This is a genomic window from Micromonospora sp. NPDC047548 (assembly GCF_040642975.1).
Classification (GTDB): domain Bacteria; phylum Actinomycetota; class Actinomycetes; order Mycobacteriales; family Micromonosporaceae; genus Micromonospora.
This window is the reverse complement of record NZ_JBEYTI010000002.1, coordinates 339,742-363,997: the sequence shown is the minus strand read 5'-3', so window position 1 is coordinate 363,997 and position 24,256 is coordinate 339,742. Positions and strand designations below refer to the sequence as shown.

The following is a 24,256-nucleotide window of genomic DNA, read 5'->3' as shown; positions in this document are numbered from 1 at the left end:
TCACCGATGACGTCACGATCATCCCCAGCCTCCGGCGAAACCACGACGAACACCGGCAGGCCCTCACCGCCCTGGCCAGGTTGCACGTCACCGGCACCACCGTCGACTGGACGACACTGCTCCCACAGACCACCCGCATCGTCGACCTGCCCACCTACCCCTTCCAGCGGCAGCGCTACTGGCTGCACACCCTCGACTACCTCGCCGAGTCCTGGCTCGCCGGCGCGCTCGGCGACGACCCGGCCGCGCTCGGCCTGACCCCCGTCGACCACCCGCTGCTGCGCGCCGCCGTGGCCACCGCCCAGGCCGACGGCCTCGTCCTCACCGGCCGGCTCTCCCGGCAGGCCCAGCCCTGGCTCGCCGACCACGACGTGCTCGGCACCGTGCTGCTGCCCGGAACCGGCCTGGTCGAACTCGCCCTGCGCGCCGGTGAGGAAGCCGGCTGCCACCGCCTCGACGAGCTGACCCTCACCGCGCCGCTGGTGCTGCCCGAGCGCGGCGACGTCATGGTGCAGGTGGTCGTCGGCGACCCGGACGCCGCCGGACGCCGCACCGTCGGCCTCTACTCCCGGGCCACCGGCGGCCGCTGGACGCTGCACGCCGACGGGCTGCTCGCTGCCGACGCCGCCGAGCCGTCCGTCGACCTGACCGCCTGGCCGCCGCCGGGTGCGACCCCGCTGGCCACCGAAGGCGCGTACGACCGGCTGCGCGGGCGAGGGTACGCGTACGGGCCGACGTTCCAGGGACTGCGCGCCGCCTGGGAGCGCGCCGACGAGCTGTACGCCGAAGTGGCCCTGCCCGACGAGGCGCACCCGGACGCCGCCCGGTTCGGCCTGCACCCGGCCCTGCTCGACGCCGCCATGCACGCCTCCCTGCTCCAGGACCACGACAGCTCCGGGGCGACGCTGCTGCCGTTCGCCTGGAACGGTGTCTCCCGGCATGCCGTCGGCGCCACCGCGCTGCGGCTGCGGATGGCCCCCACCGGCCCGGACAGCGTCACCCTCACCGTCGCCGACCCGTCCGGGCAGCCGGTGCTCACGGTCGGGTCGCTGGTCTCCCGGCCGGTCTCCGCCGCCCAGCTCGACGGCGGGCGGGCCGGCCGCGACCAGGTGCTGCACCGGGTGCGCTGGCAGCCGGCGGCCACCCCGGACCGGGCCCCGGACCCGTCCCGCTGGGCGGTGGTCGGCGACGCCGCCGCCGTGCCGGGCGTTCCGTCGTACGTCGATCTGGACGCGTTGGGCGCGGCGGCCGACGTACCGGAGGTGGTGCTGCTGCCGCTCGGTGGTGGCGGCGGCGACGTGCCGGCGGCGGTCCGGGAGGTGACCGGGGCGGCGCTGGCGGCCGTGCGGGCCTGGCTGGCCGACGACCGGTTCGCCGGCTCCCGGCTGGTGCTGCTCACCCGGGACGCCGTGGTCAGCGGGCCCGACGACCGGGTGGCGCTGGACCAGGCGCCGGTCTGGGGCCTGGTCCGGGCGGCGCAGGCGGAGAACCCGGACCGGTTCGTCCTCGCCGACACCGATGGGCGGCCGGAGTCCCTGGCCGCGCTGCCGGCGGCCCTCGCGGCGGGGGAGCCGGAGCTGGCGCTGCGCGCCGGACGGCTGCTCGTACCCCGGCTCGTCCCGGCGACCGACACCGCCGCGACCGACACCGCCGCGACCGGCACCGCCGCGACCGGCGACGACCAGACGACCGTCGCCGGCGGTACGGCGCTGGTCACCGGCGGCACCGGGGGCCTCGGCGCGCTGGTGGCCCGGCACCTGGTCACCGCGCACGGCGTCCGCCACCTGGTGCTCACCAGCCGGCGCGGGACCGCCGCCCCGGGCGCGGACGCGCTGGTCACCGACCTGACCGGGCTCGGCGCGACGGTCCGCGTGGCGGCCTGCGACGCCGCCGACCGCAACGCTCTCGCCGCCGTGCTGGCCGAGATCCCCGCCGCGCAACCGCTGCGGATCGTGGTGCACGCCGCCGGGGTAGCCGACAACGGTGTGGCCGCCACCCTCACCCCGGAACGGCTGGCGGCCACCCTCGCGCCCAAGGCGGACGGCGCCTGGCACCTGCACGAGCTGACCCGCGAGGCGGACCTGGCCGCGTTCGTGCTCTTCTCCTCCGCGGGCGGGCTGGTGCTCGCCGCCGGCCAGGCCGGCTACGCGGCGGCGAACGTCTTCCTCGACGCGCTCGCCGAGCACCGGGCCGCGCGGGGACTGCCGGCGACCTCGCTCGCGTACGGGCTGTGGGGCACCGACGCGGGGCTGGGCGCCGCGCTCAGCGACGCCGACCTGGAACGGATGGCCCGGCAGGGCTTCCCCGCCCTCACCGAGGCCGACGGGCTGGCCGCCCTCGACACCGCGCTGCGGGACCGGCCGGTCACCCTCGCCCCGCTCCGGATCGACCCGGCCGCCGTGCGCACCGACGCCGGCATTCCCGCGCTGCTGCGCGCCCTGGTCCGGCCGCCGCGGCGGTTGCGCCGCGCCGCCGACACCCCGGGCGGTGCGACCGCCGGGCGGTTCGCCGGCCGGTCCGGCCCCGACCGGGTACGTGCCCTGCGCGACCTGGTCCGCGCCCAGGTCGCCGCCGTCCTCGGGTACGACTCCGCCGAGGCGGTGGAGCCGGACCGCGCCTTCTCCGAGCTGGGCTTCGACTCGCTGTCGGCGGTGGAACTGCGCAACGCGCTCGGCGCGGCGACCGACCTGCGGCTGCCCGCCACGCTGGTCTTCGACTACCCGACCGCCGACGCCGTCGCGGCGTACCTCGACTCGCTGCTCGGCGGCGTCTCCACCGACGCCCCCACCGAGGCCGGGCCGCGCCCGGTGGACGAGCCGATCGCGATCGTCGGGATGAGCTGCCGCTTCCCCGGTGGGGTCGGCTCGCCGGAGGAGCTGTGGCGGCTGGTCGCCGAGGGGGTGGACGCGATCGCGCCGCTGCCCACCGACCGGGGCTGGTCCGACGACCTCTACCACCCCGAGCCGGGCTTCCCCGGCCGCTGCTACGCCCGGGCCGGCGGTTTCCTGCCCGACGCCGCCGACTTCGACGCCGGCTTCTTCGGCATCAGCCCCAACGAGGCGTACGCGGTGGACCCGCAGCAGCGGCTGCTGCTGGAGTGCGCCTGGGAGGCGTTCGAGCGGGCCGGGATCGACCCGGGCACGCTCAAGGGCAGCCCCACCGGCGTCTTCGCCGGCCTGATGTACCACGACTACGGCTACGGCAGCTCCGCCGGCGGCAGCGCGGCGGCCGGCCGGGTGTCGTACGTGCTGGGCCTGGAGGGCCCGGCGGTGGCGGTGGACACCGCCTGCTCGTCGTCGCTGGTCGCCCTGCACCTGGCGGTGCATGCGCTGCGTTCGGGCGAGTGCTCGCTGGCCCTCGCCGGTGGCGTGACGGTGATGGCCACCCCGGAGATCCTGATCGAGTTCTCCCGGCAGCGCGGCCTCTCCCCGGATGGCAGGTGCCGCTCCTTCGGGGCGGGCGCCGACGGCACCGGCTGGGCCGAGGGCGCGGGCTTCCTGCTGGTCGAGCGACTGTCGGACGCCGAACGCCTCGGCCACCCGGTGCTGGCGGTGGTCCGGGGCACCGCCGTCAACCAGGACGGTGCGTCGAACGGGTTCTTCGCCCCGAACGGCCCGTCGCAGCAGCGGGTGATCCGGGCGGCTCTCGCGTCGGCGGGGGTGCCGGCGGCCGAGGTGGACGTGGTGGAGGCGCACGGTACGGGTACGACGTTGGGTGATCCGATCGAGGCGCAGGCGTTGCTGGCCACGTACGGGCAGGACCGGCCGGTGGACCGTCCGCTGTGGCTGGGGTCGGTCAAGTCGAACCTGGGGCACACCCAGGCCGCCGCCGGGGTGGCCGGCGTGATCAAGATGGTGCAGGCGATGCGGCACGGCCTGATGCCACCGACGCTGCACGCCGAGGAACGCTCCCCGCAGGTGGACTGGTCCGCCGGGGCGGTCGAACTGCTGACCCGGCCCCGCGAGTGGCCGGTCAACGGGCATCCGCGCCGGGCCGGTGTCTCCTCGTTCGGGCTATCCGGCACCAACGCCCACGTCATCCTCGAACAGGCCCCGCCGGCACCGGAGAGCGCGCCTCGGGAGCCGGAGACCGGGCCGCTGCCCTGGGTGCTCTCCGCGAGGTCGGAGGCGGCGCTGCGGGCCCAGGCCGCGCGGCTGCACCGGCACCTGTCGGGCCGGCCGGAGCTGCGGGCGCCGGACGTGGCGTACTCGCTGGCGACCGGCCGGGCCGCCCTGGAACAGCGGGCCGCCGTGCTGGGCGCCGACCGCGACGAACTCCTCGCCGGGCTGGCCGCCCTCGCCGACGGCGCGACGGCGGCGACCGTCCTGTCGGGAACCGCCCACACCGGTCGGCTGGCGGTGGTGTTCACCGGTCAGGGTGCGCAGCGGCTGGGTATGGGTCGTGAGTTGCACGGGGTGTTTCCGGTGTTCGCCGCTGCGTTTGACGCGGTGGTGGCGGAGTTGGATCAGTACCTGGATCGGCCGCTGGGCTCGGTGGTCTGGGGTGATGACGAGGACCTGATTCGCCAGACGGGGTATGCGCAGGCGGGGTTGTTTGCGGTTGAGGTGGCCTTGTTCCGGCTGATGGAGTCGTGGGGTGTGCGGCCGGATTTTGTGGCGGGGCATTCGATTGGTGAGTTGGTTGCCGCGCATGTGGCGGGGGTGTGGTCGCTGGGGGATGCGGCGCGGTTGGTGGTGGCGCGTGGTCGGTTGATGCAGGCGTTGCCGGGTGGTGGGGCGATGGTGGCGGTGCAGGCGTCGGAGGAGGAGGTGCGGGGGGTTCTGGCGGGGCGGGGTGTGGTGGTCGGGTCCTTTGGAGCTGATGTCGTCAACGATTCAGGCTCCGGCGTGGGGGCGTCGGCCGGTGGTGACAAGGTGGCGGTTTCGCGTAACGGTGGTGGTGCCGGCATCAGCGATGCCTTCGGTGGGGTGGACATTGCCGCGGTCAACGGTCCTCGGTCGGTGGTTGTGTCCGGTCCCGAGGCCGCCGTGCTGAGTCTGGTCGAGCAGTTCACCGCTCTGGGTCGTAAGACGACTCGGCTGCGGGTGAGTCACGCGTTCCACAGCGGTCTGATGGACCCGATGCTGGAGGAGTTCCGGGCCGTCGCGGCCAGTCTCACCTACGCCGAGCCGCAGCTTCCGGTGGTGTCGAACCTGACCGGCGAGCTGACGACCTCCGAGCTGGCGGACCCGGACTACTGGGTGCGGCACGTCCGTGAGGCGGTCCGTTTCGCCGACGGGATCACCGCCCTGCATCAGGCGGGGGCGACCACGTTCCTGGAACTCGGCCCGGACGCCGCCCTCACCCCGCTCATCGAGGGCATCCTCACCGATGACGTCACGATCATCCCCAGCCTCCGGCGAAACCACGACGAACACCGGCAGGCGCTGACCGCGCTGGCGAGACTGCACGTCACCGGCACCACCGTCGACTGGACCGCACTGCTGACCGGCACCCGGGTCGAGCTGCCCACCTACCCCTTCCAGCGCCAGCGCTACTGGCGTCCCGAGCGGACCGGCGGCGAGGGAGCCGCCCTGGCCGGCCTCGCCGCGACCCAGCACCCGCTGCTCGGCGCGTCGGTCACCCTCGCCGACACCGACGGCGTGCTCTTCACCGGCCGACTCTCCGTCGACACCCAGCCCTGGCTTGCCGACCACGCGGTCGGCGACACCGTCCTCTTCCCCGGCACCGGCTTCGTCGAACTGGCGGTCGCCGCCGGCGAGCGGACCGGCAGCCCGGTGGTCGAGGAGCTGATCCTGCACGCCCCGCTGGTGCTCCCAGAGAACACGGCGGTCACCCTCCAGGTCGCCGTCGGCGCGCCCGATGAGACCGGCTCCCGGACCGTCACCGTCCACTCCTGCACCGGCGAGGCCGACCCGTGGATCCGGCACGCCGACGGCCGGATCGGCGCCGGCGGCACGGCGCCCGCCGTGGACCTGACCGCCTGGCCACCGCCGGGCGCGACCCCGCTGCCGACCGGCGACGCGTACGAGCGGATGGCCGAGCGCGGCTACGGCTACGGTCCCACCTTCCAGGGGCTGCGCGCCGCCTGGCAGCGCGGCGACGAGCTGTACGCCGAGATCGCTCTGCCGGAGGGCGCCCACGCCGACGCCGAGCAGTTCGCGCTGCACCCGGCCCTGCTCGACGCCGCGCTGCACGTGCTCGGGATCGCCGACGGCGACACCGACGACCAGGGCGGCACCATGCTGCCGTTCTCCTGGAACGGGGTCACCCCGCACGCCACCGGCGCCCGGGGCCTGCGGGTCGCGATCCGCCCCACCGGGCCCCGGAAGGTATCGCTCGACCTGGCCGACCTCGCCGGCGCGCCGGTGGCCACCGTCGGCTCGCTCGCCCTGCGGGAGGTCGCCGCGGAACAGCTCCGGGCCGCCGCGCCGGGCCGGCAGGACGGCCTGTACCGGCTCGCCTGGAATCCCGCTGCCGAGGTGCCGGCCACCGCCACCGGCACCGGATGGGCCGTCCTCGGCCGGCCCGCCGATGGCGATCCGGCCAGCTACCCGGACCTCGCCGCGCTCGGCGCCGCCGTGGACGCCGGCCTCCCGGCGCCGGCCGTGGTGCTCTTCCGGGTATCCCGACCGGAGACCACGAGCGGCGTCAGCACCGCCGGGCGGTCCGACCATGCCGAGCCGACCACCGCCGTCGACGTCCCGGCAGGCGTCCGCAGCAGCGTGCACGAGGTCCTGGACCTCGTCCAGGGCTGGCTCGCCGACCCCCGCTTCGCCGCCGCCCGGCTGGTCCTGCTCACCGAGGGCGCGGTCGGCGTCGACGGCGCGGACGTGACGCTGACCCAGGCGCCGGTCTGGGGGCTGCTCCGGGCCGCGCAGGCGGAGAACCCCGGCCGGTTCGTCCTGCTCGACACCGACCGGACCGCCGCCTCCCGGGACGCCCTCGGGCCCGCCCTGGCCGGGGACGAGCCCGAACTGATGCTGCGCGCCGGCCGCGTCCTGGTGCCCCGCCTGGCCCGGGAGCCGTACGCCCCGGCCGACACCCCGGCCCGGCTGGACCCCGATGGCACGGTGCTGGTCACCGGCGGCACCGGCGGGCTTGGCGCCCTGGTGGCCCGGCACCTCGCCGGGGCGTACCGGATCAGGCACCTGCTGCTGACCAGCCGGCGGGGGCCGGCGGCGCCCGGGGTGGACGAGCTCCGCGCCGAACTCGCGGCGCTCGGCGCCACCGCCGAGGTGGTGGCCTGCGATGTCGGCGACCGCGACCAGCTCGCGGCGCTGCTCGCCGCTGTCCCCGCCGGGCGTCCGCTGACCGCCGTGGTGCACGCGGCGGCGGTGGTCGACGACGGGGTGGTCGGCTCGCTGACCCCGGAGCGGATCGACGGGGTGCTGCGTCCCAAGGTGGACGCCGCCTGGCACCTGCACGAGCTGACCCGCGACGCCGACCTGGCCGCGTTCGTGCTCTTTTCCTCGGCCGGCGGGCTGGTGCTCGCCGCCGGGCAGGGCGGGTACGCCACGGCGAACGTCTTCCTCGACGCGCTCGCCCAGCACCGCGTCGCGGCCGGCCTGCCGGCCACCTCGGTCGCCTACGGGCTGTGGGGCACCGACGTCGGCCTGGGCGCGTGGCTCACCGAGGCGGACCTGCAGCGGATGGCCCGGCAGGGCCTGCCGGCGCTGACCGTGCCGGAAGGGCTGGCCGCCCTCGACACCGCGCTGCGCAGCGCCCGCGCGACGCTGGTGCCGGTGAAGGTCGACGTGGCGGCGCTGCGCGCCCGCGCCGACGATCCGCCCGCGCTGCTGCGCGGCCTGCTGCCCCGGGTACGCCGGCGCAGCGCCGCGGCCGCCGTCGACCCGGAGTGGTTCGCCCGCCGGCTCACCGGCCAGCCGCCGGCCGAGCAGGAGCGCCAGGTCACCGAGCTGGTACGCGGCCACGCCGCCGCCGTGCTCGGCCACGACGGCCCGGAGGCGGTCGACCCCGAGCGGGACTTCCTCGAACTGGGCTTCGACTCCCTCGCCGCGGTGGAGCTGCGTAACCGGCTCAACGCGGCGACCGGGCTGCGGCTGGCCCCGATGGCGGTTTTCGACAACAAGAACCCCGCCGCACTGGCCCGCCACCTCCGCGCCGAGCTGGCCCCGGCCGCCGACCGCGCGCCCGCCCCGGAGCCCGTCGGCGATCCGGACACGCTGGCCGGGCTGTTCCGCGCGGCGGTGCTGGGCAACGAGGTGCTCAAGGGCTTCAACCTGCTGCGGGCGGTGGCGGATTTACGCCCACGGTTCACCTCCGCCGCCGATTTCGGGGCGGTCCCGCCGGGCGTCGCCCTGGCCGACGGCCCCGGGTCACCCGTGCTCGTCGGGATCAGCACCCCGATGGCCACCGGCGGCCCGCACCAGCACGCCCGGCTGGCCGCCGCCTTCCGTGGCCGGCGTCCGATGGTGTCGCTGACCAACCCCGGCTTCGTCGCCGGGGAGCGGCTGCCCGACTCGGTGGACGCGGTGGTCGACGTGCTCGCCGAGGGGATCGTCCGGGCCGCCGCCGGACGCCCGTTCGTCCTCGTCGGCTACTCCTCCGGCGGGACGCTCGCGTACGCGACCGCAGGGCACCTGGAACGCAGCCTCGGCATGCGCCCGGCCGGGGTGGTGCTGATGGACACCTACCGGGTCGACACCGACGACCGGGACCAGTCCCGGCTGATGGAGCAGCTCACCGTCGGGCTGGTCCAGGCCGACGCCCGCTTCGGGCTGCTCAACAGCGCGGCGCTGTCGGGGATGAACCGCTACTTCGACCTGGTGCCCCGGTTCCGGCTGGACCCGGTCGAGGCCCCGGTGCTCTTCGTCGGCGCGGCCGAGCCGTTCCAGGCCGACGCGGCCGACGAGGACGGCTCCTGGCAGGCCCGGCCCTGGGAGCCGACGCACGAGTACCGCGGCGTCCGGGCCACCCACTTCACCATGATCGAGGACCAGGCGGCGGTCGCCGCGGAGGTCATCGAGGAGTGGATCGGGACGCTCGCCCCTAGGGGCTGATAGGGGTATGGACCACCCGCCCCGATCCATAGTGTCTGCCACGGGAAGCGATCGACGCACGATAGGGAGCAACGGATGAGCACCGACGGCAGTTGGCAGCTGGACATCGAGAGCCCGCTCGGCAAGCAGAGCCTGTGGGTCGACCTGACCGCCGAGGGCGAGAAGCTGATCGGCAAGGCCCGGGCCAACGGCCAGGTCATCGACCCCGACATCATCGACGGCGAGCTGGTCGGCGACGTCGCCGCGTGGAAGATCAAGTGCCGCAAGCCGGTCCCGCTGACCATGAAGATCACCGTCACCGTCAACGGCGACACCATGACCGGCAAGGCCAAGCCGGGCATGTTCGGCACCTTCCCGGTCACCGGCCGCCGAATCTAGTGACCGCACCGACGACCAAGGGGACGGCGCCGTTCGGCGAATTCCGGACCTGGTACCGGGTCACGGGGGAGCTGTCGCCGCAACGGACGGCGCTGGTGGTCGTGCACGGCGGCCCCGGCAGCACCCACGACTACCTGACCAGCCTTTCGGTGTTCGCCGACGGCGGCACCCCCGTCGTCCACTACGACCAGCTGGGCAACGGGGGCTCCACCCACCTGCCGGGCCGGCCGGCCGAGTTCTGGACGGTCCAGCTCTTCCTCGACGAGCTGGACAACCTCCTGCGCCACCTCGGGATCGCCGACAACTACGTCCTGTTCGGACACTCCTGGGGTGGCCTGCTCGCGGCCAGGCACGCGGCGGCGGCGCCGGCCGGCCTGAAGGGCCTGATCATCGCCGACGCGCCGGCGTCGTACCCGCTCTGGCTGGCGGCGATGGCGCAGCTGCGGGCCGCGCTGCCGCCCGGGGTCGACGAGACCCTGCGCCGGCACGAGGCGGCCGGCACTACCGACAGCGACGACTACCACGCGGCCACCAAGGTCTTCTACGACCGGCACCTGTGCCGGCTCGACCCGTGGCCGCGCGACTACCAGGCCTCCTTCTACGAGCTCTACAACGACCCGACCGTCTACCTCGCGATGAACGGACCGAGCGAGTTCCACGTCATCGGGTCGCTGCGGGACTGGGGCGTCACCGACTGTCTGCCCGACATCGCGGTGCCGACCCTGGTCATCTCGGGCCGCCACGACGAGGCCACCCCGGCCACCGTCCGGCCCTTCGTCGACCTCATCCCGGACGCGCGCTGGGAGCTGTTCGACGACTCCAGCCACGTGCCGCACCTGGAGGAGCCGGAGCGGTTCCGCCAGACGGTGGGCGACTACCTCAAGACCGTCGCGCAGGTGTGAAGAAGGACGGACATCCGATGACCGACGCGGTCGGGCGGTTCCCCGCCGACACCCTGGACCAGTTCGTGCTCGGCCCCGCCGCGGTCAACCCGGACAAGCCGGCGGTCATCGAGCGGGCCGGCGGCGCGCTGGTGACGGTCACGTACGGCGAGCTGGCCCGCGCGGTCGACGCGCGGGCCACCGCGCTGGCCGAGGCGGGCGTCGGCGCCGGCGACCGCGTCGTCATCGAGTCGCAGACCGCCGCCGCCGCCATCGCGCTGCTGCTCGCCTGCTCCCGGCTCGGCGCGGCGTTCATCCCGGTCGACCCGGACACCCCGGACCTGCGGGTGCGCGCCATCGTCGAGGCGACCGACCCGGTGCTGCACGTCCGGCCCGCCGGCCGTCCGGCGCGGGACCTGCCGCCGACCACCGCCGTCGCCGAGTTCGGCCCGGACGGGCTGGTCGCCCCGGCCGGCAAGCCCCGGCAGCGCCGCCGGCGCGCGGTGGTCGGCACCGACCCGGCGTACCTGATCTTCACCTCCGGGACCACCGGCCAGCCCAAGGGGGTGGTGCTCAGCCACCACGCCGCGCTGGCCTTCTACCGGGGCGCCCAGCGCTTCGGCGTGGTGGCCGCCGACGACGTGGTGGCCAGCACCTCGCCGCTGGCCTTCGACGTCTCCCTCTTCGACCTCGGGGTCACCCTGGGCAGCGGGGCGACCCTCGCGCCGGTGCCCCGCGAGTTCCTGAGTTTCCCGCGCCGGCTGCTGGGCTTCCTCCGGGACGCCGGGGCGACCGTGGTGCACGGCGTGCCGTCGCTGTGGCGGCCGCTGCTGCGCCACGAGCCCGAGGACCTGGCCGCCCTGGACCGACTGCGTGGCATCCTCTTCGCCGGGGAGAACTTCCCCCTCGCCGAGCTGCGGCGGCTGCGGGAGCTGCACCCGGGGCTGCGGGTGGTCAACGCGTTCGGCGCGACCGAGACGGTCGCCTGCTCCTTCGCCGAGGTGCCCGACCCGCTCCCCGCCGACGTCGAGCGGCTCTCCATCGGTGACGGCTACCCGGGCGCCGAGCTGCTGCTGGTCGACGCCGACGGCGCGGTGGTCGACGCGCCCGGCGCGGTCGGCGAGATCCACGTCCGCTGCCCGTCGCTGTTCAGCGGCTACTGGGACGACCCGGCGGCCACCCGGCAGGTGCTGGTGCCCGACCCCCTGGAGCCGCGCTCCGGCCAGCTCGTCTACCGCTCGGGCGACCTGGCGTACCGGGGGGCCGGCGGGGAACTCTACTTCTGCGGGCGGGCGGACTCGATGGTGAAGATCCGGGGCAACCGGATCGAGCTGGGCGAGGTGGAGCGCCGGCTGCTGGACCACCCGGCGGTCGGGGCGGCGGTGGCGGTGGCGGCCCCGGCGGCCGACGGCGAGCCGAGCCTGCACGCCTTCGTGGTGCCCCGGGAGGGTGCCACCGTCGGCCCGGCCGAGCTGGTGGAGCGGTGCCGGCGCAGCATGCCGGCGTACATGATCCCGGCCCGGTTCCACTTCCTGGCCGCGCTGCCGCTGACCGCCAACGGAAAGGCGAACCGGACCGCGCTGGCCGAACTGGCCGGCGCGGCCCGGTAGGCTGCCGGGTCACCCCACCAGGGTCCGCTGCCGCAGCCGGGGTCGCAGCGCGAACGCCGGGGTCAGGGTCAGCACGTCGAACGGGCGCCGCGCGGCGTCCACCCGGCCCCAGAGCCCGTCCGGCCCGGAGACGCAGAGCCGGGACACCCCGTGGGCGCGCAGCGTCTCCAACGCCCCGGGCCAGCGCACCTGCCGGACGATCCCGTCCAGCAGCAGCCGGCGCACCTGCTCGCCCCGGGTCAGCACCGCCCCGTCGTGGTCGGAGACCATCGGCAGCCGCGGGTCGGTGAACGGCAACCCGGCGACCAGCTCCCGCTCCACGGTCGCCCGCAGCGGGGCGAAGGCGGCCGAGTGCATCGGCGGGCTCATCGTGTACAGCGGCAGGCCGCCCCGCGCCCGCACGGCCGCCTGGAGCCAGTCCAGACGGTGCCGGCGGACCGAGAGCATCCAGAAGTCGTCGTCCACGTGGCAGGCCGTCTCGTACCACTCGCCGGCCTCGTCCAGCTCGCCGAGGATCTCCGCCAGCCGGGCCCGGGGCGTACGGGCGAAGGACTGGGTGACCACGTCGGTGTGCGCGTGAGCGAAGTAATCCGCCACGTGCCGGTTCCAGCCGACGGTGAGCCGTACCGCGTCGGGGAAGCTGAGCGCCCCGGCGTAGACGGCGGCCGGCGTGCCGCCGAAGCTCGGCCCGACGACGAGGTCGGGCCGGACGTCCAGCGCGTCCTCGGCCCAGTGCGCCAGCGCCAGGCAGACCACCAGGAACGCCACCCGCTCGCTCTCCGAGAAGGCTCCCTCGGCCTGGCGGTAGCGGTCCACCAGCGACCAGCCGAGCGTCTCGTCGGCGACCGCGGTCAGCCGGCGCGCCTCCGGGTTGATCAGCAGGAAGCGCCCGACCTGCGCGAAGGAGCTGGGGCTGATGCCGGGGAAGACCACCGCGGTGGCCTCACCGCCGTGCTCCTCCCCGGCGCCGTCGCCCGGGCCGGGGGCGGTCACAGCAGGACCTCTGAACGGTACGCCGGCGGCGCGGCCAGGATCTGGCTGGCGATCGCCTCGACGTGGTCGGTGATCGTGACGTCCCGGTCGAGGTAGGGGACCAGCTCGCGGGTCCGCTCGTAGAGTTCGCGGGTGACCGGGGAGAGCCCCTCGGTGCCCCGGATGTCGACCGCCTGGGCGGCGCAGAGCAGCTCGAAGGCGACCACGTAGGTGGCGTTGGCGAGCACTTCCCGGGCCCGGCGGGCGGCCACGAAGCCGAACGAGACGATGTCCTGGAAGTCGCCGGTGCTGGTCAGCGACTGCACGGACATCGGCACCGCCATGGCCCGGGTCTCGGCGGTCAGCGAGGCGGTCATGAACTGGCCGCCCATCAGACCGAGCCGAAGGCCCGGGTTCTCCCGGCAGAGGAATGCCGGCAGCCCGTTGCTGTTGCTCTTGTCGAGGAACCGGTCGATCCGCCGGTTGGCCAGGTTGGTCAGGGTGGCCAGCGAGATGACCAGGTGGTCCATCGCCATCGCCACGTACTGGCCGTGGAAGTGTCCGTTGTGGAACACGTCGTTCTCGTCCGGCACCACCAGCGGGTTGTCGTTGGACGAGTTGAGCTCGGCCTCCAGCGTCTCGCCGATCCGGACGAAGCTGTCCAGCACCGGCCCGAGGATCTGCGGCGTGCAGCGGATCGAGTACGCGTCCTCGATCGGCTGCGAGCCGGCCTTGGCCGAGGCGCCCATCTCGGCGGCCAGCGCCGCCTCGGTCTCCTGCTCGTTCACGGCAAGGGTGGACTCCTGGAGGGTGCGCCAGAGCCGGGCGGCGATATCGCGCTGCCCCTTGTGCGGCTTCAGCTCGTGCACCCGCGGGTCGAACGGCTTGGTCATCCCGCGCAGCCCCTCCACGGAGAGCGCCGAGACCGTCAGGTACGTCTCCAGCAGCCGGCTGGCCTGGGCGTGGACCAGGCTGCCGAGACCGACCATGCCGGAGGTGCCGTTGATCAGCGCCAGCCCCTCCTTGAAGCTGAGCGTCATCGGCTCGATGCCGGCCAGCCGCAGCGCCTCGGCGCCGGACATGGTCTCGCCCCGGTAGCGGGCCCGCCACTGGCCGACGCAGGCCAGCGCGATCGCGGCGAGCGGACCGAGGTCGCCGCTGGTGCCCAGCGACCCCTTCTCCGGCACGCACGGGACGATCCCGGCGTTGTGCACGGCGATCAGCTTCTCCAGGTTCTTCGGCGAGATCGCGGAGTTGCCTCGGGCCAGCGACACGATCCGGGAGAGCATGATCGCCCGGACGGTCCGGTCGTCCAGGTACGGCCCCACGTTGGTGGCCACCGCGTTGATCAGGTTCTCCTGGAGCTGCTGGGCCATGGTGACCGGCACCAGCCAGTCGACGAAGCCGCCCATGCTGGTGTTGACGCCGTAGATGACCCGGCCCTCGTCGACGAAGCGTTCCAGCGTCTCCCGGGAGGTCTGGACGCGCTGCCAGACCTTGTCGTCGAGGGCGACCGGCACCGAGTGCGTGGCCGCCGCCTCCAGTTGCTCCAGCCGGACCCACTGGTCGGCTGCCACAGTGAATTCCACGAGATCAAACCCCCTCCGCGGGACGGATGTCAGCGTTGTCCGCGTCGGGCCGGACCATCGGCAGCGCGGTGTCGCACTGCTGGTGAGCAGGTGCCCCGTGGAACCCGACGGGTGCGCAGGGTCAGTCAAGCCGCCGCTGTGGAGGATGGACCAGACCGGCGTACCCCTAGAAGGGCGCGACGGGCCCCTAACCCGGGCCCGGTCCGGACCCCTTGCCACCGGCCGAGGGCCTCCGCGCCCCGGCCTGCTCGGCGCCGCGGCCACCGGCCGGGGGAGTGCGTTCCCTCCGCTGGGGGAGGCCCGGCCGGGGACGCGTTCCTAGTGTCGCTGGCATGGAGACGACAGGAGCGGCCCGTGTCCCAGCCGTGACGGCGGTCGGGGTGCGCTGATGCTGGTGCGCACCAGGACCCTGGTACGCCGGCCGCCGGAGGCGGTCTGGCCGCTGCTTTGCGACTCGCGGATCACCGCGACGCCCCGCTGTCCGGTGTTCCGGCTCGGCGCGCCGACCCCGGTGGAGTGCCGCCTGCCGGCGGGGCCCGGTGCGGTCGGCGCGCCCCGGCAGTGCGTCTCCGATTGGGGCGTCGTGCACCAGCGGATCACCGAGTGGTCGCCGCCGGCCCGGCTGGCCTTCCGGATGGAGCGCACCGACCTGCCGTTCGGCTCCTGCGTCAGCGCGTTGAGCCGCGCCCCTCGGCGTCCCGCCGCGCCAGGGCCGTGCGGTCACCGCTCGCCGCGGTGGGCCGCAGCGAGGCGTTTCGGCGCGCGGGCGTACCAGGCGTCCAGGACCAGCTCCGCCAGCTCCGGCACGGTGATCCGGTCCAACCGGACCAGCACGGCCGGGTAGCCGTCGAAGTGCGGGGTGGTGAAGTAGACCGTCGCGTCGTCGGCGAGCAGCGCCTCCTTGGCGCCCAGGTCCGGCACCCGGGCGCCGAGGACCGGCCCGTCGGGGGCGGCGTCGCCCAGGGCGTCGAGGTCAGCCCGGCGCAGCGGCCGCTCCCACACGAACGGCTTGTCGCGTACCCGCCAGGCCGGCAGGCCGTCGTACGACGGCCGCTCCGTCGTCTCCGGCAGGGCGAGCGCGAGCCGTCGGACGTCCTCCCAGGTGGCCACGGCCCGACGATACGACGCCGGGGGAAGGCCGCGCCGCAGGCGCACCGGACCCGGTTGCCGGACTGTCGTGCCGATGTGCTGTGCTGGCGCTCGGACAGCTACCCGACGGCCACGACCTGAGGAGGGCGGCGGTGCACGGTGAGACGCTGGTGCTCTGCGCCGACGGGCTGGTCGAGCGACGCGCGCCCGGCCACGAGGACGACATCACCCTGCTGGTCATGCGGTACGGCCCGGCGTGACGGTCACCGTACGGCCGCTGGTCGCGGCGGACTGGCCGGCGCTGTGGCCGATGCTGCGGGACATGGGGGTGACCGCCGAGCCGCCCGAGGCGCACCACGCCCGGTACCTCGCCCTGCTCGCCGACCCACGCTGGGTGTTCCTCGGCGCGCAGGGCGGCGGCGAGCTGCTCGGCTACGCCGCCGTCCAGGACCACGGCCCGCACCCGCGCGGTGGCGACGAGCACCGGACGGCCCGGCTGCACGACCTCTACGTCCGCCCGGAGCTGCGCCGGGGCGGGGTGGGCCGGGCGCTGCTCGCGGCGGTGTGCGAGTGGGCCGCCACGCGGGTGCGCCACCTCGAGTGGCAGGCCCACCGTGAGCGGGCCGCCCCCTTCTACGAGCGCCTCGGCCACCGGGGCGAGCCCTGCCCCCAGCCGGACTACCCCACCTTCCAGGTCCACTTTCCCCCACGCCACTGACCACCACCCGGCGCGCCCGCGGCCGTGGCCCGGCGGCGGGGCGCGCCGGGTGGCGGGCCGAGCCTGGAAGCGGGGCGGGAGCGGGGCCGGGGCGGGCGTCAGGGGAGGGGGTGGGAGATGTCGCGGGCATGGTCGGCGACGGCGGCGCCGACCACCGTCGCGTCCAGTGGCAGCATCTCCAGGCACCGTCGCACGGCGGCGGCCATCAGCGCGTTCGGCACCCGCATCGACAGCGTGCAGTGCGGCACCCAGCGCCCCGGCCGGTACTGCTCGGACAGGGCGATCCCGGCCCGGGCCAGCCGCTCGTGCACCAGGGCCTGGTGGGCCAGCAGCTCGACGGTGGGGGTGACGCCGAGCCAGAGCACCCGGCCGACGAACTGCCCGGCGTGGTCGAAGGCCAGCCGCAGCGGCGCGGCCACCACCGTCCCGCGCAGCGCGTCGGCCACCCGCTGCGGGTCGAGGCGGGGCGCCACGGCGAGGGAGACGTGCGGCCGGTGCCGCTGCTCCAGCAGCGAACGCATGCTCTGCACGCCCTCGGCCTCCAGCGCGTCCCAGAGCACCCGGATGCGACGGGTGGCGTCGGTGTCCAGATACAGCTCCAGGGCCGCGACCACGTGATCACCCTAGAGGCAGGGTTTACCGCCGGCCACACCGCGCAGCGGGTCGCCTCGGTACGACCCGAGAACTCGCGGCCTCTGGTCGACCACCCCGAGGCGGTCGCGGGGCGTACCCGGGAGTTCCTGGCCGGGCTGCGGCCGAATCACCCGGTCCGGGTGAGGCCGACTCACCCTCCGGGCTGCGAAGGTGCTCAACGGGCTGTGAGACCACGAGTGGGGAGGGGCGCCATGGCCACGTCGGTGGCAGAGTTCCTGCAAGGGCTGAGCCCGCGCCGCCGCCCGGAACTGCCCGAGACCAGCGCCGGCACGGTCCGGTTCGACGTTCGCGACGAGGGCCACACGGAGCACTGGTACCTCACCCTGCGCGACCAGCGCCTCGACGTGACCCGCTCGTCCGCGGACGCCGACCTGGTCATCCGGGGCGACCGGGAGGCCTTCGACCGGCTCGCCAACGGCCGGACGCACACCTTCGCCTTGCTGATCCGCAACGACCTGACCCTGCGGGGCGACGTGCGGCTGCTGATGACACTGCGGCGTGTCTTCCCCGGCCCGGCCGAAGCCCGGCACCCCCGGGAGGTCGCCCGACGAGGGGACGGGCGCCGGTGAGACAGGAACGCGTCCACGTCTTCGCCGGCAACGCCTTCGCGGCCAGCAACGCCCAGGGGGACATGGAGGTCGACCCACGGGCGCCGGTCGGGCTCTGGTCGTTCGACACCCGGTTCCTGTCCCGCTGGGTGCTCACCGTCGACGGCGAGCGCCTGAACGTGCTGTCCCGCGACGACATCAGCTACTTCGAGACCCGCTTCTTCCTGGTCCCCGGCGCGGCCAGCCACTACGTCGACGCGGACGTCTCGGTCATCCGGCACCGGTCCCTCGACGACAGCTTCAACGAGCGGATCACCATTCTCAACCACGCCGCCGAACCGGCCGAGTTCGTCGTCCGGATGGACATCGACGCCGACTTCGCCGACACCTCGGAGATCCGCAGCCCGCGGCCGCGCCGGACGACCGCGAACGCCTCATTCGCCGACGGGGCCCTCCGGCTGCGGTACGAGCGGGAACGGTTCAGCCGGGAAACCGTCATCTGCACCACCGCCCCGGGCCACATCGACGAGGGTGGCATCACCTACCGGATCAGCATCCCGCCGCACGGGCAGTGGGTCACCGATCTGCACGTCGACATGAGGATCCGGGGCGAGGGCGGAGCCGACGTGCGGACCAGCCTGAAGTCGCACGGGCAGCGGGTCGGCCACGACATGCGCCAGGACCTGCGGGAGTGGCTGGACCGGGCGCCGCGGCTGGTGGCCGAGCGCGACACACTGGCGGACGTCTACGAGGACGCGCTGACCGACCTGGCCGCGCTGCGGTACGTGCCGCTGTCGGACGTCGGGCGGGTGCCGGTGGGCGGCCTTCCCTGGGCGATGGCGCTCTACGGCCGGGACGCCATCGTCACCTGCCTGCAGACGCTGCCGTTCACCCCCGAGCTGGCCCCGGCCACCCTGCGGCTGCTGGCCATCGCCCAGGGCGGGCAGCTCGACGACTACCACGACGAGGAGCCCGGCAAGATCCTCGGCGAGCTGCGTTACGGCGAGTCCGCCGGCTTCGGCGAGGAGCCGACCGCGCTCTACTACGGAGCCGCCGACACCACCCCGCTCTTCGTCGTCCTGCTCGACGAGTACGAGCGCTGGTCCGGCGACGTCGCGCTGGTCCGGGAGCTGCGCCATCCGGCGCGGATGGCGCTGGACTGGATCGACGAGTACGGGGACCTGACCGGGGACGGTTACCTGCGCTACCAGCGGCGTAACCCGCGCAACGGGCTGGTCAACCAAACCTGGAGGAACTCCCCCGACGCGATCGTGCACCGCGATGGCCGAATGCCCGGGTTCCCCCGGTCGACCTGCGAACTCCAGGGGTACGCGTACGACGCGAAGGTGCGGGGCGCCCGGCTGGCCCGGGAGTTCTGGGGCGACCCGGAGTACGCCGACCGGCTGGAGCGGGAGGCGGCGGCGCTCAAGGAGCGGTTCAACCGGGACTTCTGGCTGCCACAGCGCGGGCATTACGCGCTGGCGTTGGAGCCGGACGGCACGCCGGTGGAGACGCTCACCTCCGGCATCGGCCACCTGCTGTGGAGCGGGATCGTCCCCGAGGAGCGGTCGGCGCAGGTCGCGGCGCACCTGCTCTCGCCGGAGCTGTTCACCGGCTGGGGAGTGCGGACCCTGGCCGAGGGGCAGCTGCCGTACAACCCGGTGGGGGCGCACGTCGGTGCGGTCTGGCCGTCGGACAACTCGCTGATCGCCGCGGGCCTGCGCCGCTATGACCACGACGACGAGGCGGCCCGGATCGCGGCCGGCGTCTTCGAGGTCGCGGAAATGCTCACCGGGTCGGTGCCGGAGGTGATCGCCGGCTACCCGCGGGGGGTCACCAGTTATCCCGTCCAGCTGCCGATGGCGGGCCGCCCGCAGTCCTGGGCCGCCGGGGCGCTGCTGATGCTGCTGGGGACCGTCCTCGGGTTGCGGCCGTGCGGGGACAACCTGCTGGTCAGCCCGGCCGTGCCGGAGGGCTTTGGCAGGCTGGAGCTGCTGGACATCCCCGGCCGGTGGGGCCACACCGACGCGAACGGCCGGGACCACTCCGCCCGCTCCCGGGAGCGCCACTCCCGGGAGCGCTGACCGGGACCGCGTCGCGCGCATTCCGATCCGCGACGATGGTCGGCGGCGCGTCACCGCTGCCCGGCGGGTGCGTCCTCCGGAACGTCGTCGGGGGTCGGGCCCGGCGCGGCGACGGTGACCGCCGGGGCGCCGGCCGGGCGGGTGGCGACCCGCCGGGACAGGCTGCGGTCGACGCCGACGAGGAGCAGGCCGAGCAGCCAGAACGCGAACGCGAAGTAGACCGCGCTGACGGACACCCCGTCGTAGCCGAGCTGCCCGGCGTCGATGAACGGGTACGGGTAGCGGTGCACGACGAGCCCGCGCACCAGCGCGAAGCCCAGGTACGCCAGTGGGAAGGCCAGCCACCAGGCGGCGTGGCGCACCCGCAGCCGGCCGCGCTGGTCGAACAGCGCCCAGTCGGCGATCGCCAGCAGCGGCACGACGGTGTGCAGGAACTGGTTGCCCAACGCCTCGCCGAGCGCGCGGTCCGGCTGGGGCATCGCGAAAGGGCTGGCCGGGTTGGCCAGGACCAGGTGGTAGACCACCCCGGTGATGCTGATGTAAAGGGTGACCGCCCCCTTGAGTGCGGAGGATGGCTCGGGCCGCACCCGCCAGGCCCGCCAGCCCGCGTAGCCGGCGAAGAGCCCGACCGCCAGGTTGCTCTGGATGGTGAAGTACGGCAACAGGCCGGTGACCGTGGCCGGGCCGAGCGCGGTGAGCACGATCCCGGCCAGCACGCTGCCGACGATCGCCAGACGGAAGGCGACCGCCACGCGCCGACGCCGCAGACTCATCGGCGCAAGCTACCAGCCCGACCCGCGCCGGTCACCAGCCGGCGGAGCCCGCCCCGCCCGGGCATGCGCCATCACGTCGCTGGTGCTCCAGCCCGCGGTGGCGCCCCGACGGGGCAGCGGGCGCGGGGGCCTGGCGGATTCGCCCGGGCGTGGCCTGGTGGATTCGCCCGGGCGTGGCCTGGTGGATTCGCCCGGGCGTGGCCTGGTGGATTCGCCCGGGCGTGGCCTGGCGGATCCACCCGGGCGGGGCCGGCCGCGGCCGGCTTTTCGGCCCGACTGGACGGTGTGGCGCCCTTGTCCGACGGCCGGCCGCTCGGCCGCCCGGCGGGTCTCGGGTCGGGGTGGCCGGCCGTCGGGGCGCCGGCGTCGCGGACCACGCGCTCGCAGTAGCCGGCCACCTCGTCCCGACCTCCGGCGCTGGCGATCAGGTCGGAGAAGGCCGGGTTGTCCAGGGCCCGGCCTGGGTTGTTCCCGGCGCCGGCCTGGTAGGCGCGGCACAGCTCGAGCATCGACGCGCCCGGTGAGGGTCGCGTGGACCCCTTGGTGGACGGAGCGTCGGACCGGACCGGCGCGGCCGTGATGAAGGGACCGCCGGGCGGCGCGGCGGACTGGGCCGGGGCCGGGTCGCCGCCGTGCAGCGGGACGGGCAAGGTGCCGGTCACGAGGGCGACGCCCCCGGCGGCGGCCACGGCGAGGCCCGCGAGCGCGACCTTCAGCCCGGTCAGCCGGGCCAGCGTGCGCGACCGGCTGGGCAGGGGCGTGGGCAGCGGAGTCCCGGCGAGGGCGCGGCGGAACGCGTGCATCGCGGCGATCTCCCCGCGCAACTCGGCGGGGCGCGGCGCCGCGCGCACCGCCGTCAGTAGCCGGACGAGCGGCTCCGGGCCGGCGTGCCGGTCGGCGACCGGTCCGACGAGCAGCCGCTCGAGGGTTTCGGAGTCCATGCGATGTACGTTCATCTCGTGTCCCTCAGCGCCGGGCGTCCGCCAGGCGTTACATTCCCGCCGTCGGGGTGGCGCTGAATACGCGGCGGTGGCCGCGGGGACGGGGCCGGGTCAGCCCATCATCTTGGACCCGTCGACCGCCTCCCGGAGGATGTCGGCGTGCTGTGCGGTCCCGGCGATGACGTGCAGCAGGACGCGGCGTACGGACCAGCTCGCACCCGGCTCGAACCAGGGCGCCACCGGCAGCGGGTGCGACGCGTCCAGGTCGAGGGTGGCGAGCAGCTCGTCGGTGCGGGCGGCGACCTCGGCGTACCGGTCGAGTAGCCCGGCGAGGGTCTCGCCCTCGACCATCCGGAACCCGTTCGCCCAGTCGAGCGGCTCGCTCTGCATCGCCTCGGCGCCCTCAGCATGGTTGCTGTTCAACAAATGCTGCGACGGGCAGGCCCAGCGTGACGCAGCCTGGCTGGCCGAGCTGCTCGGCGTGACCCCCGCCCCGGAGCGCGCCGATGTGTGAGGCGGTTTGTCACCCGGATTCGCGGGTACCGCGCGGGGGGAGACAGGGAGGTGCGGCGATGACGCACGAGGAGCAGCGGCCGGGCGTGCCGGACGACGCCGAGGCGCGGCGGGTCCGCGAGGCGGAGGAGGCGCACGGCGGGAGCATGGCGCCGGGGCTGGTGGACGAGCGGGGTCGGCCGGTCGCCGAGCCGCCGCCGGCCCCGGCCGGCGACGAGGACGGCACCCGCTCCTGACCCGACCCTCGGGCCCCGTGCCGGCCCTCCGGCGCTGTGGAGGTGCGGCGGCCCTTTGGAGCTGATGACGTCAACGGATCGCCCCTGAGTCGTTCACGTCATCAGCTCCAAAGGACCCGCCACTGGCCAGGCCCCGGGCGTCGAGCACGGGCCGGTCGGGCCGTGCTCCGGGTGACACCCGTCGGGCCGGCCACGGCTCGCCCAGGCCGGCCCCGCCGGCGGGCGAACGGGCCATGCCGGGACTCCCGCCCCGCGCACGGCCCGCCACACCGCCGGTCAATCCCGGGTGACTCCTTCCGGGTGCATGCCGGTGGCCTCCTCCAGCGCGTTGTCCGGCAGGTCCCCGCCGGCCGCGTCGTCGGGGAAGGTGCGTCCCGACGGCGCCGGGTCGGGCGGCGCGCCCGGCCCTGCCTCCGTCGCCCGGGTCGGTTCCACCGAACCGAAGCCGTGCCGGCCCGCCCGTCCGGACGGTTTGCCCGGCGCGCCGGCCCGGCGTTCACCCCGCCGGCCCTCCGGCACGGCGTTCTCCTCGCTCCCCTCGCCCATCGGGTCGTCCTCGCCCGCGCCCCAGGGCGGGTCCCCGTCGAAGCCGTCCGTGGTGCCCCAGGGGGCGGCGGACTCCGGCCCGCGCCCCGCGCCCCGCGTCGGTCCCTCGTTCGCCATCATGGTCACCTCGCTGCTCGTCGTCGCGCCCGGCCGTGTCGCGCCCGTCCCGCCCGGTGCCGGGCCGTCGCCGACGGCCACCCGCACCGGCCCTACGCGCTCAGCCGGCCATCGCCATCCGGCGCTTGGCCGTGCCCATCGCGGCGATCTTTCCCATCGAGCTCCCCATCGATGCCGGCGCGTTCATCAGCCCACCGGCGCGCCCCAGCATCCCGCGGAACACCTGGCCGGGCTTCTGCTGCTCGCCCATGTACGCGGTCACCACGACCAGCGCCCCGGTCAGCGCCGGGATGGTCCACTGCAGCAGCTTCATCTGCCGCTGGCAGGCCGCCACGCCGGCCGGGGTCTGATAGTTGGGCTCCGTAGCCCCCTCGACCGGCGGGTTGCCGGCCTTCGCCAACCGCATGCCGAGCAACCGGCTGTACCCGGTCACCGCGAGTGCGCCGACGGTCAGCGCCGTCTTGACCGCGCTGATCCTTCCCACTCCCCGCTGGGTGAACATCCGCGGGCTCTCCGTGGCGAGTTCGCCGACCGCGCCGGCCAGGTGGGCGCCGATCGCCGCCGCGTTCACCGGCGTCCAGCGGGACCACCCCGCGGAGGCGATGGGGAGTCGCTGAGTCGAGTCGCTGATCCGTGCCGCCGCCCCGTTGACGCCGAGCGCTCCCATCAAAGAGCCACCGAACCAGGCCGCCAGGCCCAGATCGTGCATCGAGCGCAGCGCGGTGTGCCGTTCGGACATCTGATCCCCCTCCACCGTATTCGGGCGCAGCGGAATACCCACCCATCGCGCGACTACGCACCCCGATCTCACGGGCGGCGGGGACGTCCCCTCCCGCGACGTTCGTCCCGGCGGAGACCGCCGCCACCAGGGGCGGGCGGTGGGGTGGACGGTCGGTCGCTCAGCGTCGCGGCAGGCCCGCCGCGAAGGCCGCCACCCGCGCGGCCAGCGGCCGCCCGGCGCGGACCCAGGTGAAGTGGTCCAGCGGGGCGCCGGCCTCGGCGACGGTGTACCGGTCGCGGGTGACCGGCGCCGCGGTGAGCTTGGCGCAGAGGTGATCCAGCGTGCCGTGCGGGGTGTACTGGTCGTCGTCGACGCTGACCGCCAGCACCGGCGTGCCGACCCGCCCCACCGCCGCCTCGGCGTCCACCCCGTCCAGCACCGGGAAGCGCCCGGTCCGCGCGGTGTACGCCCAGTCCCGGATCACCCCGCGCGCCTGCCGCCCGCCGAAGCCCCACCCCGGCCAGACCCCCAGCGCTGCCGCCGTCGCCGCGATGCCCTGGGTGTACGGCAGCACGCCGTACCGCCGGGCGCCGGGGTAGCTGCGCCAGTACGGCACGCCGACGGCGAGCAGGGCCAGCCCGTCGACCGCGTCGGCACCGTGCAGGGCGAGGTGCAGCAGGGCGGCCTGCCCGCCGAGGGAGTGCCCGAGCAGCAGCCGGGTGCGGCCGTCCAGCCGGGGCTTCAACGCGTCGAGGACCGCGCCGACGTCACCGGCCAGCTCGGGGTACACCTGCACCCCGTTGCGCGCCCCGTCGAGGTCGACGAACTCCTGGCTGTACTCGCTGTCCCCGCTCACGGTGCCAGCGTACGGCGGCAGGCTACCGGCGGGTAGCAACGGGTGC

18 protein-coding genes are annotated in these 24,256 nt (G+C 75.0%); 8 read left to right on the top strand and 10 right to left on the bottom strand.

All coding sequences use genetic code 11. The annotated features are described in order from the left end of the window. Nucleotides 1–80 precede the first annotated feature (80 nt). From ABZ807_RS03465 to ABZ807_RS03450, 4 genes are all read left to right on the top strand, one after another. Entirely contained in the window at nucleotides 81–8,984 is an 8,904-nt protein-coding gene (locus tag ABZ807_RS03465) for an SDR family NAD(P)-dependent oxidoreductase (RefSeq protein WP_357152192.1), read from the top strand. Between the two features lie 75 nt (nucleotides 8,985–9,059). Further along, nucleotides 9,060–9,362, top strand: a complete 303-nt coding sequence (locus ABZ807_RS03460; RefSeq protein ID WP_357152190.1) for a hypothetical protein — start codon at nucleotides 9,060–9,062, stop codon at nucleotides 9,360–9,362. Next, entirely contained in the window at nucleotides 9,362–10,264 is a 903-nt protein-coding gene (locus tag ABZ807_RS03455) for a proline iminopeptidase-family hydrolase (RefSeq protein WP_357152186.1), read from the top strand. Before ABZ807_RS03460 ends, ABZ807_RS03455 begins: the two co-directional genes overlap by 1 nt. A 17-nt stretch (nucleotides 10,265–10,281) precedes the next feature. Beyond that, nucleotides 10,282–11,853, top strand: coding sequence for an amino acid adenylation domain-containing protein (locus ABZ807_RS03450; RefSeq protein WP_357152183.1), 1,572 nt, complete (start codon nucleotides 10,282–10,284; stop codon nucleotides 11,851–11,853). A gap of 9 nt (nucleotides 11,854–11,862) precedes the next feature. On the opposite strand, the gene ABZ807_RS03445 is transcribed toward ABZ807_RS03450, so the two are convergent. From ABZ807_RS03445 to ABZ807_RS03435, 3 genes are all read right to left on the bottom strand, one after another. Further along, the gene (locus ABZ807_RS03445) at nucleotides 11,863–12,846 is read right to left on the bottom strand and encodes an ACP S-malonyltransferase (RefSeq protein ID WP_357152180.1); all 984 of its coding nucleotides are present in this window, start codon (nucleotides 12,844–12,846) and stop codon (nucleotides 11,863–11,865) included. After that, a complete protein-coding gene (locus ABZ807_RS03440; RefSeq protein ID WP_357152178.1) occupies nucleotides 12,843–14,414 on the bottom strand; it encodes a phenylalanine aminomutase (D-beta-phenylalanine forming) in 1,572 nt (523 codons plus the stop codon). Before ABZ807_RS03440 ends, ABZ807_RS03445 begins: the two co-directional genes overlap by 4 nt. Nucleotides 14,415–15,134: 720 nt before the next feature. Then, nucleotides 15,135–15,524: an MmcQ/YjbR family DNA-binding protein gene (locus ABZ807_RS03435; protein ID WP_357152175.1), complete on the bottom strand. Its 390-nt coding sequence runs from the start codon at nucleotides 15,522–15,524 to the stop codon at nucleotides 15,135–15,137. 235 nt (nucleotides 15,525–15,759) lie between these two features. Between ABZ807_RS03435 and ABZ807_RS03430 the strand changes: the two genes are divergently transcribed. Continuing rightward, on the top strand, nucleotides 15,760–16,221 hold the full coding sequence (locus ABZ807_RS03430) for a GNAT family N-acetyltransferase (RefSeq protein ID WP_357152172.1): 462 nt from the start codon (nucleotides 15,760–15,762) through the stop codon (nucleotides 16,219–16,221). Nucleotides 16,222–16,319: 98 nt separating this feature from the next. Here ABZ807_RS03430 and ABZ807_RS03425 read toward each other — a convergent pair whose 3' ends face one another. Beyond that, a complete protein-coding gene (locus ABZ807_RS03425) occupies nucleotides 16,320–16,835 on the bottom strand; it encodes a 2'-5' RNA ligase family protein (RefSeq protein ID WP_357152170.1) in 516 nt (171 codons plus the stop codon). Between the two features lie 231 nt (nucleotides 16,836–17,066). Here ABZ807_RS03425 and ABZ807_RS03420 point away from each other — a divergent pair, with 231 nt between their 5' ends. Next, a complete protein-coding gene (locus tag ABZ807_RS03420; protein WP_357152167.1) occupies nucleotides 17,067–17,444 on the top strand; it encodes an SCP2 sterol-binding domain-containing protein in 378 nt (125 codons plus the stop codon). After that, nucleotides 17,441–19,507 carry a glycogen debranching N-terminal domain-containing protein gene (locus tag ABZ807_RS03415; RefSeq protein WP_357152164.1) on the top strand — a complete coding sequence of 689 codons (2,067 nt, stop codon included), beginning with the start codon at nucleotides 17,441–17,443 and terminating at the stop codon, nucleotides 19,505–19,507. The genes ABZ807_RS03420 and ABZ807_RS03415 overlap by 4 nt, the downstream gene beginning before the upstream one ends. A gap of 50 nt (nucleotides 19,508–19,557) precedes the next feature. On the opposite strand, the gene ABZ807_RS03410 is transcribed toward ABZ807_RS03415, so the two are convergent. The 3 genes from ABZ807_RS03410 to ABZ807_RS03400 form a co-directional block, all read right to left on the bottom strand. Beyond that, nucleotides 19,558–20,280, bottom strand: coding sequence for a Pr6Pr family membrane protein (locus ABZ807_RS03410; protein ID WP_357152162.1), 723 nt, complete (start codon nucleotides 20,278–20,280; stop codon nucleotides 19,558–19,560). Nucleotides 20,281–20,351: 71 nt separating this feature from the next. Beyond that, nucleotides 20,352–21,221: a hypothetical protein gene (locus ABZ807_RS03405; RefSeq protein WP_357152159.1), complete on the bottom strand. Its 870-nt coding sequence runs from the start codon at nucleotides 21,219–21,221 to the stop codon at nucleotides 20,352–20,354. 111 nt (nucleotides 21,222–21,332) lie between these two features. Beyond that, the gene (locus tag ABZ807_RS03400; RefSeq protein WP_357152157.1) at nucleotides 21,333–21,611 is read right to left on the bottom strand and encodes a DUF664 domain-containing protein; all 279 of its coding nucleotides are present in this window, start codon (nucleotides 21,609–21,611) and stop codon (nucleotides 21,333–21,335) included. A 182-nt stretch (nucleotides 21,612–21,793) separates the two neighbouring features. Between ABZ807_RS03400 and ABZ807_RS03395 the strand changes: the two genes are divergently transcribed. After that, nucleotides 21,794–21,970 carry a GTPase activator gene (locus ABZ807_RS03395; protein WP_357152154.1) on the top strand — a complete coding sequence of 59 codons (177 nt, stop codon included), beginning with the start codon at nucleotides 21,794–21,796 and terminating at the stop codon, nucleotides 21,968–21,970. A 276-nt stretch (nucleotides 21,971–22,246) separates the two neighbouring features. On the opposite strand, the gene ABZ807_RS03390 is transcribed toward ABZ807_RS03395, so the two are convergent. From ABZ807_RS03390 to ABZ807_RS03380, 3 genes are all read right to left on the bottom strand, one after another. Beyond that, complete coding sequence (locus ABZ807_RS03390) at nucleotides 22,247–22,633, bottom strand: hypothetical protein (protein WP_357152151.1); 387 nt, start codon at nucleotides 22,631–22,633, stop codon at nucleotides 22,247–22,249. Between the two features lie 100 nt (nucleotides 22,634–22,733). Then, nucleotides 22,734–23,372 carry a hypothetical protein gene (locus ABZ807_RS03385; protein ID WP_357152148.1) on the bottom strand — a complete coding sequence of 213 codons (639 nt, stop codon included), beginning with the start codon at nucleotides 23,370–23,372 and terminating at the stop codon, nucleotides 22,734–22,736. Nucleotides 23,373–23,532: 160 nt separating this feature from the next. After that, on the bottom strand, nucleotides 23,533–24,210 hold the full coding sequence (locus tag ABZ807_RS03380; RefSeq protein WP_357152146.1) for an alpha/beta hydrolase: 678 nt from the start codon (nucleotides 24,208–24,210) through the stop codon (nucleotides 23,533–23,535). Between the last annotated feature and the right edge of the window lie 46 nt (nucleotides 24,211–24,256).